Raw genomic sequence first — 13505 nt, forward strand, 5'->3', positions numbered from 1 at the left:
CGGGCTGCTGCGGCCGAGCCAGGTCGTGACGATGCCGCCCTCCTCGCCCGTTCGAGCCGCCTCATCCACGAGTTCCATCGCGCGCGGGAACACCGCACGGAGGCGCGGCACGAGGCGCCCGCTGTCTCCGGTCGTGGCGCCGTACATCGCCCCCAGCGTCGCGATCTTCGCCTCGGCGCGGGTGGCGACCGCCCCGCGCTCCACGATGCCCGCGTAGAGGTCGCGTCCCCGTGCGGCCTCGGCCATCGCCATATCGCGCGCCATGGCGGCGAGCACGCGGGGCTCGAGCTGGGCCACGTCGGCGACGATGAGCGTCCAGCCAGGGTCGGCCCGCACGGCGGCGCGAAGCTGGCGCGGCAGCTGCAGCGCCCCGCCGCCGGATGACGCCCAGCGACCGGTGACCACGCCGCCCGGCACGTACACGGGCCGGAATCGCCCGTCGTGAACCCAGGTCGCCAGCCACGCCCAGCCGTTGGCCGCGTGCAGGCGGGCGAGCTTCTTGTAGGCGAGCAGGGGCGCGATCGCCGGGTGGTCGTGCCGTGCGAGCTCCCAGCGGCTGGTCGATTCCACGAGGATGCCGGAGCGGTGCAGGGCGCGGAGGAGCTTGGGCTGCGAGTCCAGGCTGAGTGCGGGGTCTGCGAGCGCTTCGCGCACGGCCGCGCCGGTGCGCTCGAGTTCTGCCGGTGTGCCGCCGGCGAGAGGCCGAGGGCCGAGCACTTCGGTGAGCACCGTGTCGTGGGCAGCCGCATCCCACGGCAGCCCGGCCGCGCGGAGCTCGGACGCGATCAGCGCACCGGCCGATTCGGCGGCGAGCAGCAGCCGGAGGCGATCGGGCTGCGGGCTCGACCCGAGGGCGGTGCGCTGGCGCGCGAACTCCGCGCTCGCCGCATCGGCGTCATCCGGCACTCCGGATGCTCCGGCGACGTCGAAGAGCGTCTCGCTCCCGGATTCCGCGTCGGGCGAGCCCGCATTCCATTCCGGCGCCTCCGGGAGGGCCGCAAACGCGCTGTCGCGCAGAATGGCATGGGTCAGCCGCAGATCGTGACACCGGGAGACCCGCACTCCGGCATCCAGCAGCCCGCGGTACCAGACGGCGGTATCGCTCCACACCCAGCGCGGCGCCGCCTCCCGCTCACGCGCATCCACCCATGCCGGGAGCGCGCCGGCCGCGATCTCGACCCGCCCGGTCTCGCCGGCGTCGGCGTCGAGGAGGACCGCCCGCACCGTGCCTTCGGCGCCCCGCCCGAGCAGGATCCAGGCGGGAGGTGCGTCAGAGCGAGGGCTCGAAGTCACGGCGGAAGCTCTCGCGCCGATCCATCGACTCGTTCGCCGCGGCATCCGCTCGCTTGTTCGACAGGCGCGGCACCCACTCGAACGCGACCTCGCGGCCGTCGATCACCGCGTGCGCCTTGCGCGCGAGCACCTGCATATCGGGATGCTTGATCTTCCACCCTCCGGTCATCTGCTCGACGACGAGCTTGGAGTCCAGGCGCACCTGCACGGCAGCGTCGGGAGCGCGATCGAACGCGGCTTCGAGCCCGGCGATCATCCCGTGGTACTCGGCGACGTTGTTGCTCGCGATGCCCACGTATACGCCGAGCTCGGTGAGCACCTCATCCGTGGCCGGATCGATCACGACCGCGCCCCCGGCGGCGACCCCCGGGTTGCCGCGCGAACCGCCGTCGGCCTCGACGAGAAGACGCCGGGTCACAGTCCGGACTCCTCCGTGCGAACGAGGATGCAGCCGCACTCGGGGCAGTTCACGACACGGTCGGCGGGCGCATTCCGCAGTGCCTGCAGGTCGGTGCCCGAGAGCACCATGCGGCAGCCCTCGCACGTTCCGCGTGTGAAGAGCGCGGCGCCCGTGCTGCGCTGCGCGACCTTGTCGTAATACGCCACGAGTTCGCCGGGGAGCGCGCCGATGACTGCGGCGCGGTCGCGGGCGATCTGCTCCAGCTCAGCGGTGGCCTCGGCCACGACGGCCTTCGCCTCGCCCGAGAGACGGGCGCCCTCGGCGTTGGTCTCGTCGATCACCGCCTGCTGGGCGGCGAGGGCGGCATCCGCCTGCTCCAGGCGCTCCATGACATCGAGCTCGGCGTCCTCGAGATCGCTCAGCCGCTTCTTCAGGCTCGCGAGCTCGTGCTCGAGCGCGGTCGCATCCTTCGAGTTGGAGGTCGCCGCGAGCCGGCTCGCGTCGCGGTCACGGCGCGCCTCGGCGACCGACACGTCGGATTCCAGCCGGGCCAGCTCGGCCTGCACGTCGTCGCGGGCACCGGCGAGCTGCGACAGCTCGTGCCCCTGCGCCGTGCGCTGGGCCGTCAGCTCGGCGATGCGAGCGGCCTGGGGCGGCGTGCGGCGGGATGCCTCGGCCCGGCGCGCGCGCCGATCGAGGTCGGCGACGTCGAGGAGGGCGCGCTGTTCTGCGGGGCTGGCATTCACGACACCAACCTACCTCGGGCATCCCCCGCAGCCGCCGCCGGCCGATCTCGACGGCGACGTCGGAGGATGCGGAATCACGGTGGGCCCTGCCGGGATCGAACCGACGACATCCACGGTGTAAACGTGGCGCTCTACCAGCTGAGCTAAAGGCCCGTGCGCGTCAAGTCTAGGCGAGACGAAGGCGGCGCCTGCAGGAGCGATTCACCGTCGTGAAGTCGCTAGGCTTGCACGCGGGTGCGTTGCGCACGGCCGACAAAGCCGCCCGTGCCCCCAGAGAGCTTCCCTGGCACGATCTGCCAGAAAAACGACGAAAGGCCGCGCGTGACCGTTCACGACCAGGATCCGTATTCTCAGGGCCCCCTCGACAGCGATCCGGACGAGACGAGCGAGTGGCAGGAGTCGCTCGACCAGCTTGTGGCGGTCAAGGGCCACGGCCGCGGCCGCGAGATCATGCTGAGCCTGCTGAAGCGCTCGAAGGAGCTGCACCTCGGTGTGCCGATGGTGCCGACGACCGACTACATCAACACGATCGCTCCCGAGAACGAGCCCGAGTTCCCCGGTGACGAAGAGATCGAGCGCCGCTACCGCGCCTGGATCCGCTGGAACGCCGCGGTCACCGTGCACCGCGCGCAGCGCCCGGGCATCGGCGTCGGGGGCCACATCTCGACCTACGCGTCGTCCGCCGCCCTGTATGAGGTGGGCTTCAACCACTTCTTCCGCGGCGCCGACCATCCCGCGGGCGGAGACCAGATCTTCATCCAGGGTCACGCGTCGCCCGGCACCTATGCCCGTGCGTTCCTCGAGGGCCGCCTCACGGAGGCGCAGCTCGACGGCTTCCGGCAGGAGAAGTCGGCCGCGCCGAACGGCATCCCTTCCTACCCGCATCCGCGCCTCATGCCGGAGTTCTGGCAGTTCCCGACCGTCTCGATGGGCCTCGGGCCGATCAACGCCATCTACCAGGCGATGACGAACCGGTACCTGACCAATCGCGGCATCAAGGACGTCGGCGACTCGCACGTCTGGGCCTTCCTGGGCGACGGCGAGATGGACGAGGTCGAAAGCCGCGGTCAGCTCCAGGTCGCCGCGAACGAGGGTCTGGACAACCTGACCTTCATCGTGAACTGCAACCTGCAGCGCCTCGACGGCCCCGTCCGCGGCAATGGCAAGATCATCCAGGAGCTGGAGAGCTTCTTCCGCGGCGCGGGCTGGAACGTCATCAAGGTCGTGTGGGGTCGCGAGTGGGACGACCTGCTCTCGCGGGACACAGACGGCGCGCTGCTCAACCTCATGAACGTGACGCCCGATGGCGACTACCAGACATACAAGGCCGAGAACGGCGCGTACATCCGGGAGAACTTCTTCGGTCGCGACGAGCGCACGGCCGCGCTGGTCAAGGACTACTCCGACGACCAGATCTGGGGCCTCAAGCGCGGGGGCCACGACTACCGCAAGGTCTACGCCGCCTTCAAGGCGGCCGTCGAGCACAAGGGCCAGCCGACCGTGATCCTCGCGAAGACGATCAAGGGCTACGGTCTCGGTCCGCACTTCGAGGGGCGCAACGCGACCCACCAGATGAAGAAGATGACCCTCGATGATCTCAAGCTGTTCCGCGACGCGATGCACATCCCGATCGCCGACTCCCAGCTCGAAGAGAACCCGTACCTGCCCCCGTACTACAACCCGGGCCCGCAGGACGAGACGATCCAGTACCTCATGGATCGCCGTCGCGACCTGGGCGGCTTCCTTCCGCAGCGCAGCTCGACGCACGTCGGGCTGGCCCTGCCCGGCGACGCCGCCTACGCCCAGCCCAAGAAGGGCTCCGGCACGCAGGAGATCGCCACGACGATGGCGTTCGTCCGCCTGCTGAAGGACCTGCTGCGCGCGAAGGACTTCGGGCACCGCATCGTCCCGATCATCCCCGACGAGGCGCGCACGTTCGGCATGGACGCGTTCTTCCCGACCGCGAAGATCTACAATCCGAACGGCCAGCACTACACCTCGGTCGACCGCGAACTGCTGCTCGCCTACAAGGAGAGCCCGCAGGGTCAGATCATGCACGTCGGCATCAACGAGGCGGGGGCAATGGCCGCCTTCACCGGTGTGGGCACGACGTACTCGACCCACGGCGAACCGCTGATCCCGGTCTACATCTTCTACTCGATGTTCGGTTTCCAGCGCACGGGCGACGCCCAGTGGGCCGCGGGCGACCAGATGGCGCGCGGCTTCATCGTCGGCGCCACTGCGGGACGCACCACGCTGACCGGCGAGGGCCTGCAGCACGCCGACGGGCACTCGCACCTGCTGGCATCCACCAACCCCGCCACGCTGTCGTACGATCCCGCCTTCGGGTACGAGATCGCGCACATCGTGCGCGCGGGGCTCGACCGGATGTACGGGCCGGGTCCCGACGGGACCGGCCACCCGGACCCCAACGTCATGTACTACCTGACGGTCTACAACGAGCCGCTCGTGCAGCCCGCCGAGCCGGAGGGCGTGGATGTCGACGGCATCGTGCGCGGCATCCACCACATCTCCACCGGTGTCGGCGACGGTCCTCGCGCGCAGCTTCTCGCGTCCGGTGTCGGTGTGCCGTGGGCGCTCGAGGCGCAGCAGCTGCTCAGGGACGACTGGGGCGTGAGCGCCGATGTCTGGTCGGTGACGTCGTGGACGGAGCTGCGCCGCGACGGCCTCGCCGCCGACGAGCACAACTTCCTGTATCCGCACGCCGAGCCGCGCGTTCCGTACATCACCGACAAGCTGAAGGAGGCGCAGGGCCCCGTCATCGCGGTCAGCGACTTCATGCACGCGGTGCAGGACCAGATCCGCCCGTGGGTGCCGCAGCGCTACGCGACGCTCGGTGCCGACGGCTTCGGCTTCTCCGACACCCGACCGGCCGCCCGGCGGTTCTTCAAGATCGACGGCCCGTCGATGGTCGTGCGCACGCTCCAGGCCCTGGCCGACGAAGGTGCCGTCGACCGCTCGCTCGCGGCACAGGCGATCGACAGGTACCGGCTGCACGATGTCAGCGCGGGGACGTCCGGGAACGCGGGCGGGGAGAGCTGACACGCGGATGGCGAATCCGCCGGCACCCGCAGACAAGGCCCAGATGAACAAGCCCGAGACACTGTCCTGGCTCCGGCGCATCTCGGGTGATCTGGCGACCGCGACGACGAAGCGTCTCGAGGATTCGCTCCCCTGGTATGCCGAGATGCCTCCCGGCCGCCGATCGGCGGTGGGGCTCGTCGCTCAGGCGGGCATCACCTCGTTCATCCAGTGGTACGACGACCCCGCCTCGACGCCGTGGATCGCCGCCGACATCTTCGCGGCCGCGCCCCGCGAGCTGCTGCGCAGCGTCAGCCTCACGCAGACGCTGCAGCTGATCCGCGTCACGGTGGAGGTCACGGAGGAGCGGGTCGCAGGCAAGGGCGAGCACCTTCGCGAGGCGATCCTGCTGTACTCGCGAGAAGTGGCCTTCGCGGCGGCGGATGTCTATGCCAGGGCGGCGGAGGCCAGAGGCCTGTGGGACGCGCGCCTCGAAGCCCTCGTCGTCGACTCGATCCTCACGGGCGAGGCCGATGAGGAGCTGCCCAGCCGCATCGCCGCGCTCGGCTGGCACGGGCACGGCGAGGTGTGTGTGCTGGTCGGTACCACGCCCCCGCTCTTCGATGTGGATCACCTGCGCCGGACCGCCCGCAAGCTCGGCGTGGACGTGCTGATCGGCGTGCAGGGGTCCCGCCTCGTGCTCGTCATCGGACGCGCCCAGATTCCCGGTCGCTCGCCCGAGGACCAGGGGCCCGAGCTGCCGTTCCTCGACATCGGCCGCCAGCTCGAGGCCGGTTTCGGCCCCGGCTACCTCGTGCTCGGCCCGCCCGTGCCCGCGCTCGTTGACGCCAGCGCGAGCGCCCGTGCGGCCCTCGCCGGGTTCGCCGTCGCCCGTGCGTGGCGGAGTGCGCCCCGCCCGGTGGAGGCGGACGATCTGCTACCCGAGCGGGCGCTCGCCGGCGACCCGCTCGCGAAGCAGACTCTGGTCGAGCGCATCTACCGTCCGCTGCTGGCGCACTCGAGCGACCTCGTGACGACCCTGTGGAGCTACCTCGACAACGGCAGGTCGCTCGAGGCGACCGCGCGTGAGCTCTTCGTGCACCCCAACACGGTCCGGTACCGCCTGAAGCGCGTGTCGGAGGTCATCGGGTGGGACGCGACGGGTCCGCGGGAGGCCCTCATTCTGCAGACCGCCCTCATCCTCGGATCGATCGGTACGAGCGATGCGGCCAGGCGGCGCGCGGCGATGCCCCGGCACGGGCGCTGACTCTGTCGGGCGCGCACAAAGCTTTCCGGCATTCTTGTCAGGGTCGCGCCAGCATCCCCACCGTTTCGTTGGCAGACTGAACAGGTGATCGTCGTCGTATGCCCGGGTCAGGGATCCCAGACCCCCGGTTTTCTGAGTCCCTGGCTCGAACGAGACGGCGTGCGGGCGCGTCTCGAGCAGCTGTCGGATGCCGCGGAGGTCGACCTGGTCGCTCATGGCACCGTGTCCGATGCCGACATAATCCGCGACACGAGCGTGGCGCAGCCCCTCATCGTGGCGGCGAGCCTGGTCGCCTGGGAGGCCCTCGGCGATGCGACCGCCGGCGTCGGCGGCGTTGCGGGACATTCCGTGGGCGAGATCGCGGCCCTCGTGGCGTCGGGGGTGCTGGATGCCGGGAGCGGGATGCGCCTCGTGGGCATCCGCGGCCGGGCGATGGCCGAGTCGGCCTCTCGCGCGAGCACCGGCATGAGTGCGGTCGTCGGCGGCGACGAGGCCGAAGTCCTCGCGAAGGTCGCCGAGCACGGGCTCTCACCCGCGAACTACAACGGCGGCGGTCAGCTCGTGGTGGCCGGCCCCCTCGAGGCCCTGGCCGCCCTCGCATCGGACGGCCCGCGCGGCGCGCGCGTCATCCCGCTGCAGGTCGCGGGCGCCTTCCATACCGACTACATGGCCCCCGCCCGCGACGCGCTCCAGGCCGCGGTGGACGACCTCGCCGCCGCGGGGCGGGTCTCCGACCCCCGCCTGCGTCTGTGGACGAACCGCGACGGAACGACGGTCGACGACGGCGCGCGCGCCGTCGAGCTGCTTGTGGGCCAGGTCGCCTCCCCCGTGCGGTGGGACCTGTGCATGGCGTCCTTCGCGGAGCAGGGCGTGACGGGTATCGTCGAACTGGCCCCCGCCGGCGCGCTCACCGGGCTCGCCAAGCGCGCGCTTCGCGGCGTTCCCTCGGTGGCGATCAGAACCCCCGACGATCTCGCGGCCGCCGCATCCCTTCTGTCTGGAGACGCCTCATGACCGCAGTCCTGCACCAGCGCACGGGCGCCGCCCACACGCGCATCTACGCCTACGGGGCCGCCCGCGGCGAGATCAGTGTGCCCAACGACGACCTGATCGGACCCATCGACTCGAGCGACGAATGGATCCGCCAGCGCACGGGTGTCATCACGCGCACCCGCGCGGTCCCCGCGACCGATGCGATCGATCTCGCGACGGATGCCGCGGCCGAGGCCATCGCGACGGCAGGCATCGACCCCGCGCTCATCGACCTCGTGATCGTGGCAACGGTCAGCAACCCGAAGCAGACGCCCTCCGTCTCGGCCATCGTCGCCGACCGCGTCGGCGCGAACCCCGCTGCGGCGTACGACGTCAACGCCGCCTGCGCCGGGTACGCCTACGCCATCGCGCAGGCCGACGCGCTCATCCGTGGCGGGGCCGCGACCTATGCGCTCGTCATCGGCACGGAGAAGCTCTCCGACATCGTCGACCCCGCCGACCGGAGCATCTCGTTCCTGCTCGGCGACGGCGCCGGCGCCGCTCTGATCGGCCCGAGCGATTTCCCGGGCATCTCGGCGACGGTCTGGGGTTCGGACGGCTCGAAGGCCGATGCGGTCGGCATGAACGGCACGCTCACGCAGTTCCGCGACGGCGAGGTCCCGTGGCCGACGCTGCGCCAGGAGGGGCCGACCGTGTTCCGCTGGGCGGTCTGGGAGATGGCCAAGGTGGCGAAGGAAGCCCTCGCGGCGGCCGGCGTCGAGGCATCCGACCTGGCGGCATTCATTCCCCACCAGGCGAACATGCGCATCATCGACGAGTTCGCGAAGCAGCTCAAGCTGCCCGATAGCGTGAAGATTGGGCGCGACATCGAGACGACCGGCAACACATCGGCAGCCTCGATCCCGCTCGCCACTCACCGCCTGCTGCAGGAGAATCCCGAGCTCAGCGGCGGTCTCGCCCTGCAGATCGGCTTCGGCGCGGGGCTCGTTTTCGGCGCCCAGGTCGTGGTGCTGCCGTGAGCACGCGAGAGCCGACCCTAGACTGAACGCGGTCTTCCGGACCGCACAAGCCCCATTGAAAGAGGAGAACCCCCATGGCATTCACCACAGACGAGGTGCTCGCAGGCCTTGCCGAGCTGATCACCGACGAGACCGGCATCTCCGCCGATGAGGTCGCGCTCGAGAAGTCGTTCACCGACGACCTCGACATCGATTCGATCTCGATGATGACCATCGTCGTCAACGCGGAGGAGAAGTTCGGCGTCACGATCCCCGACGACGAGGTCAAGAACCTCAAGACCGTCGGCGACGCCGTCACCTTCATCACCTCGAACCAGGCGTAGGACTCCGGATGCCACGACCGCGTCATCGGACCGGGTCGTGGCATCCCTGTCTCACAGGGCAAGGAAGAACCACATGAGCAAGCGCATCGTCGTCACCGGCATCGGGGCATCGTCCCCGGTGGGAGGCACCGCCCGCGAGAGCTGGCAGAACCTCCTGGCGGGGGTTTCCGGCGCCCGCACGCTCGAATACGACTGGGTGGGCGAGAACGAGTTGCCCGTCACGTTCGCCGCGCAGGCGGCCGTTTCACCGGCGGATGTGCTGGAGCGCTTCGAGACGAAGCGGCTCGATCCGTCGAGCCAGTTCGCGCTCGTCGCGGGTCGTGAGGCGTGGCAGGATGCCGGTGCGCCCGAGGTCGAGCCGGAGCGACTCGCGATCGACTGGGCCACGGGCATCGGCGGCGTGTGGACCCTGCTCGACGCCTACCACACGCTCCGTGAGCGCGGCCCCCGTCGCGTGCTGCCCATGACGGTCCCGATGCTCATGCCGAACGGCCCCGCCGCGGCCATCGGAATGGATCTCGGCGCTCGCGCGGGCATCCGCACGGTCGTGTCGGCGTGCGCGTCGAGCACCGAATCGATCGTCAACGCCTACGAGCACCTGCAGCTGGGCTATGCCGACGTCATCGTCGCCGGCGGTTCCGAGGCGGCGATCAACCCGCTCCCCCTCGCGTCGTTCGCCGCGATGCAGGCGCTCTCGCGTCGCAACGACGATCCCGCGACCGCGTCGCGCCCGTACGATCTCACCCGCGACGGTTTCGTGCTGGGCGAGGGTGCCGCGGCGCTCGTGCTCGAGACGTACGAGCACGCCGTCGCCCGCGGCGCCCGAATCTACGCCGAGGTGCTCGGCGGCGCCGTGACCAGCGACGCCTATCACATCACCGCGCCCGACCCCGAGGGATCGGCCGCGGCACGGGCGATGCGTCAGGCCGTCGAGCGGTCCGGTCGCGGCCTCGCCGAAGTGCGGCATGTCAATGCCCACGCGACCAGCACTCCGGTCGGCGACATCGCGGAGTACAACGCCCTGCGCCGGGTCTTCGGCGACGGCCTCGATGACATCGTCGTTTCGGCCACCAAGGCCTCGACCGGTCATCTGCTCGGTGGCGCGGGCGCGATCGAGGCGATGTTCACCGTCCTCGGGCTCGCCGAGCGCACAGCACCGCCCACGATCAACCTCACCGATCAGGATCCCGAGATCCCGCTGGATGTCGCGACCACCCCGCGGGCACTGCCCGAGGGCGACCTCGTCGCGATCAGCAACTCCTTCGGTTTCGGGGGGCACAACGCGGTGGCGGCCTTCGCGACCGTGTAGCCCCCGGCATCCGCCGGACCATACGACAGACGCCCCCGGGGTCCCTTCGCAAGCTCAGGGACCGATATCGGGGGCGTCTGTCGTGTCAGGCGGGCGATTCGCGTTCACAGCCTCCGGGAACTCGTCCTCCGATGGCCGGTAGTGACGCCTCGACCGCCTGTGTCTCGATACGCGGCTACGCCGCTACTCGACAGCCGGTTTTCTGCTCTCGTCAGCCGACCTTGTGCAGCCAGACGACGGGGGCGTCGTCGCTCGCGTGCCGGAAGGGCTCGAGCTCGTCGTCCCAGGCAGAGCCGAGGGCGATCGACAGTTCGCGCTGAAGCTCGATCGGATCGCCGGCCGACACCTCCATCGCATAGCGGATCCGGTCCTCGCCGACGACGACGTTGCCCGCGGAGTCGGTCTGGGCATAGTGGATGCCGAGGCCGGGTGTGTGCAGCCAGCGGCCACCGTCGCTACGCGGTGTGGGATCCTCGGTGACCTCGAAGCGCAAGTGCTCCCATCCGCGCATGGACGTGGCCAGGGCGGCGCCGGTTCCCGCCCTGCCCTCCCAGTAGAATTCCGAGCGGCGTGCGCCGCCGAGCACGGGCTGGTCGGTCCACTCGAAACTCACCGCGCGATCGAGGGCGCGACCAACAGCCCACTCGAGGTGCGGGCACAATGCTCGTGGCGCCGAGTGAATGAAGATCACTCCGCGCGCTTGTGGTGTCGCCATGATCTCTCCGTTTCGTTCAGGTGCGTCTTCCCCAACGACCTGACCAACGGAGTACGGCGATGTGCGGTTGTACCTGCATTATCGCCCATCCCGGCGCGGAATGACAAGCATGTGATTCGGTGTGTTCGCGGTGTCAGCGGGAGGAGCGCGAGAGGCCCCGGTCAACGACCGGGGCCTCCGCATGCGACGAGTCGAGGATCAGGCCTCGCTCATCACCGTCTGCTCGGCCTGGCCCTTGGCCGCGTAGTACGCCGCGCGGGCTGCGAGGCGGCGGGCCTGCTCCGCCTGACCGGCGTCGAGCAGGTCCTGGGGCACCTCGACATTGTCGACGCGCGGCTTGCCGTTGTACTTCTCGATATAGGCGTCGAGTTCGGGACCCGAGGTCCACGACGTGATGAGGCAGTAGCGCGGCTCGGGACCGGGATGGGTCGCGGCGTGCCACAGGCGCTGCGTGTCGACGATCAGCTGAGCGCCCGCCGGGAGCGCGATGCGGTACTCGACGCTGGGGTCGGTGCGGTTCTCGCGCAGCACGAAGTAGCTGTCCTTGTCGTCGGAGAGGTTGAAGAAGCCGCGCACGACCCAGCCGGTGCCGTCGGGGTTCAGGCGGTTGTTGTCGTCCTGGTGGAGGTTGTACAGGCAGTCGGCGTACGTGTTCGGCTGCAGTTCGATGACTCGGCAGCGGCCCACATCGGCCCCCGGCTCCTGCGCCCGGCGCGTGAGGTTCGGAGCCTTCTCGACCTGTGAGTCGATCCAGACGCCGCCCTTGTCGGTGCGCGGCGGCTTGTGGTTCCAGAAGCCGTTGCACTCGATCTCGCCGGCGAAGCTCGCCAGCGGCGCGAAGCGCGTGTCGCCCGAGGACTTCCAGTCGTTGTACTCGATGTCGAGCCACTCCTTGGGGTCGAGCTCCTGGTTGTAGCGGTCGAGTACGACGTAGCCGGTCTCCTCGAGAGCGGCGGATTTGATGTAACCCATGATGCGAATCATGACCTTTCGTAGGGGGCCAGCACGTTTTAACAGGCCCAACTTAGGCAAGCCTACATCGGTCCCCTGAGCGGCCCCGGAGCCGGGGCCGCGATTATCGGAACCGCATGGACGCCCGCATAAACTGGATGACGTGGGTCCGTTCGCCCAGCAAAAATCACCGCGTTCCGAGGGGCGAAGCGAGAGCATGGTCACTGCCACGAACATCGATGCGACTGCCGTCAACACCGTTTCGTGGCTCTCCGCGGCCGAGACGACGATCGTCGTCCCGGTCTACCAGCGCCAATACCGCTGGGACATCGGCGGGTGCGAGAAGCTGCTCGCCGACATCCGCGCCGTCGCCGACACGCACGACCGGCAGATGCACTTCATCGGCTCGATCCTGTCGTCGCTCAGCGCGACGGACGCCGCCCCCGAGCTCGTGCTCATCGACGGCCAGCAGCGCATCACGACGCTGATGCTGCTCATCGCGGCGCTCCACCACACCGTGCGAGCCGAGGATCCCTCCCTCGCCGCCCAGCTCGAGAAGGTGCTGGTCGGCAGTACCGATCCCGTCCGGACGAAACTGCGCCCGCACCGGGCGTGGGCGGAGACGTTCGAGAGCGTGGTGCTCGATCGCCGCTCGGGGGCCGATGACCTGCGCGATTCGCGGTTCGACGACAACTACGCCTTCTTCCGCAGCCAGGTGAGCGCCGACGAGGTGCCGCGCATCTGGCGGGGCCTGCAGAAGCTCGAGCACGTCGCGATCACCCTCGGCGTGGACGCGAACGCGCAGCAGATCTTCGAGAGCCTCAATTCCACGGGCGAACCCCTCCGCGATCACGAGCTGATTCACAACTACGTGCTGATGGGCCTCTCGCATGCGGAGCAGAGCGAGATCGAGGGCTCATTCTGGATGCCGATCGAGCAGAACACCGGCGAGTCCATCGGCAGCTTCTGGCGGCACTACCTGATCATGACGACCGGCCGCGAGGTAGCCGTCCAGGGCGAGCGCGGGGTGTACGACGCGTTCCGCAACGAGTTCCCGCGGCTGGAGCTGGCGACGCTGCGCAGGCATGCGGCCGAGTGGCGAGACTATTCGGAGATCTACCGCACGCTCCTGGAACCCGCGCACGAGCGCGACGAAGAGATCGCGCTGCAGCTCGGCCACATCAACACGTTCGGGCGAGGGATGTATCCGCTCGTGCTGCGCGCGTACCGCGACTACGCCCGCGGTGACGCGGACGGGTCCGCCCTGATAGCGACCCTCGAGCACATCCAGTCGCTGCTCCTGCGCAGGACCGTCGTCGGGATCGGCAACGATCGGCTCGTCGCGCGCCTGTGCCGCGCGCGCGAGGAGGGAGCCGAAAGCCTCGTGCGCGCGATCGCCCGGGTGACGCCATCGGACGAGCGGGTCCGTGTGGCGCTGAAGTTCGGG

At 69.7% G+C, this 13505-nt stretch carries 12 protein-coding genes and 1 tRNA gene; 7 read left to right on the top strand and 6 right to left on the bottom strand.

Features of this window, described 5'->3' with window-relative positions:
• The 4 genes from VNT50_RS03470 to VNT50_RS03485 form a co-directional block, all read right to left on the bottom strand.
• On the bottom strand, nucleotides 1-1338 hold a 1338-nt coding region (locus VNT50_RS03470), incomplete at its 3' end, for a bifunctional 3'-5' exonuclease/DNA polymerase (protein WP_325483707.1).
• Entirely contained in the window at nucleotides 1271-1711 is a 441-nt protein-coding gene (locus VNT50_RS03475) for a reverse transcriptase-like protein (protein WP_325483708.1), read from the bottom strand. The genes VNT50_RS03475 and VNT50_RS03470, both read right to left, overlap by 68 nt.
• Entirely contained in the window at nucleotides 1708-2439 is a 732-nt protein-coding gene (locus VNT50_RS03480; RefSeq protein ID WP_325483709.1) for a zinc ribbon domain-containing protein, read from the bottom strand. Before VNT50_RS03480 ends, VNT50_RS03475 begins: the two co-directional genes overlap by 4 nt.
• Nucleotides 2440-2519: 80 nt before the next feature.
• A tRNA-Val gene (locus tag VNT50_RS03485) sits at nucleotides 2520-2592 on the bottom strand.
• A gap of 168 nt (nucleotides 2593-2760) precedes the next feature.
• Here VNT50_RS03485 and aceE point away from each other — a divergent pair.
• From aceE to VNT50_RS03515, 6 genes are all read left to right on the top strand, one after another.
• Nucleotides 2761-5502: a pyruvate dehydrogenase (acetyl-transferring), homodimeric type gene (gene aceE / locus VNT50_RS03490; RefSeq protein WP_325483710.1), complete on the top strand. Its 2742-nt coding sequence runs from the start codon at nucleotides 2761-2763 to the stop codon at nucleotides 5500-5502.
• Between the two features lie 43 nt (nucleotides 5503-5545).
• Nucleotides 5546-6748 (top strand): PucR family transcriptional regulator, encoded by a 1203-nt coding sequence (locus VNT50_RS03495; protein WP_325483711.1) that lies wholly within the window; start codon nucleotides 5546-5548, stop codon nucleotides 6746-6748.
• A gap of 84 nt (nucleotides 6749-6832) precedes the next feature.
• On the top strand, nucleotides 6833-7762 hold the full coding sequence (locus VNT50_RS03500; protein WP_325483712.1) for an ACP S-malonyltransferase: 930 nt from the start codon (nucleotides 6833-6835) through the stop codon (nucleotides 7760-7762).
• The gene (locus tag VNT50_RS03505; protein ID WP_325483713.1) at nucleotides 7759-8760 is read left to right on the top strand and encodes a beta-ketoacyl-ACP synthase III; all 1002 of its coding nucleotides are present in this window, start codon (nucleotides 7759-7761) and stop codon (nucleotides 8758-8760) included. Before VNT50_RS03500 ends, VNT50_RS03505 begins: the two co-directional genes overlap by 4 nt.
• Before the next feature lie 74 nt (nucleotides 8761-8834).
• A complete protein-coding gene (locus tag VNT50_RS03510) occupies nucleotides 8835-9083 on the top strand; it encodes an acyl carrier protein (protein ID WP_045276804.1) in 249 nt (82 codons plus the stop codon).
• A 73-nt stretch (nucleotides 9084-9156) separates the two neighbouring features.
• A complete protein-coding gene (locus VNT50_RS03515; RefSeq protein ID WP_325483714.1) occupies nucleotides 9157-10392 on the top strand; it encodes a beta-ketoacyl-[acyl-carrier-protein] synthase family protein in 1236 nt (411 codons plus the stop codon).
• Between the two features lie 211 nt (nucleotides 10393-10603).
• Here VNT50_RS03515 and VNT50_RS03520 read toward each other — a convergent pair whose 3' ends face one another.
• Nucleotides 10604-11107, bottom strand: coding sequence for a DUF3145 domain-containing protein (locus VNT50_RS03520; protein ID WP_325483715.1), 504 nt, complete (start codon nucleotides 11105-11107; stop codon nucleotides 10604-10606).
• Between the two features lie 198 nt (nucleotides 11108-11305).
• Nucleotides 11306-12079, bottom strand: coding sequence for a hypothetical protein (locus VNT50_RS03525; RefSeq protein WP_325483717.1), 774 nt, complete (start codon nucleotides 12077-12079; stop codon nucleotides 11306-11308).
• Nucleotides 12080-12275: 196 nt separating this feature from the next.
• Here VNT50_RS03525 and VNT50_RS03530 point away from each other — a divergent pair.
• Nucleotides 12276-13505: DUF262 domain-containing protein (locus VNT50_RS03530; protein ID WP_325483716.1), on the top strand; the 1230-nt coding region annotated here is incomplete at its 3' end.

Origin of the sequence: Microbacterium sp., from assembly GCF_035554235.1 — a bacterium.
In the GTDB taxonomy this organism is placed as follows: Bacteria; Actinomycetota; Actinomycetes; order Actinomycetales; family Microbacteriaceae; genus Microbacterium.

Coding starts and splice junctions, on each gene's coding strand:
- VNT50_RS03495 (WP_325483711.1), top strand. CDS start 5,546: ATGAACAAGCCCGAGACACTGTCCTGGCTCCGGCGCATCTCGGGTGAT.
- VNT50_RS03515 (WP_325483714.1), top strand. CDS start 9,157: ATGAGCAAGCGCATCGTCGTCACCGGCATCGGGGCATCGTCCCCGGTG.
- VNT50_RS03520 (WP_325483715.1), bottom strand. CDS start 11,107: ATGGCGACACCACAAGCGCGCGGAGTGATCTTCATTCACTCGGCGCCA.
- VNT50_RS03525 (WP_325483717.1), bottom strand. CDS start 12,079: ATGGGTTACATCAAATCCGCCGCTCTCGAGGAGACCGGCTACGTCGTA.
- VNT50_RS03510 (WP_045276804.1), top strand. CDS start 8,835: ATGGCATTCACCACAGACGAGGTGCTCGCAGGCCTTGCCGAGCTGATC.
- VNT50_RS03505 (WP_325483713.1), top strand. CDS start 7,759: ATGACCGCAGTCCTGCACCAGCGCACGGGCGCCGCCCACACGCGCATC.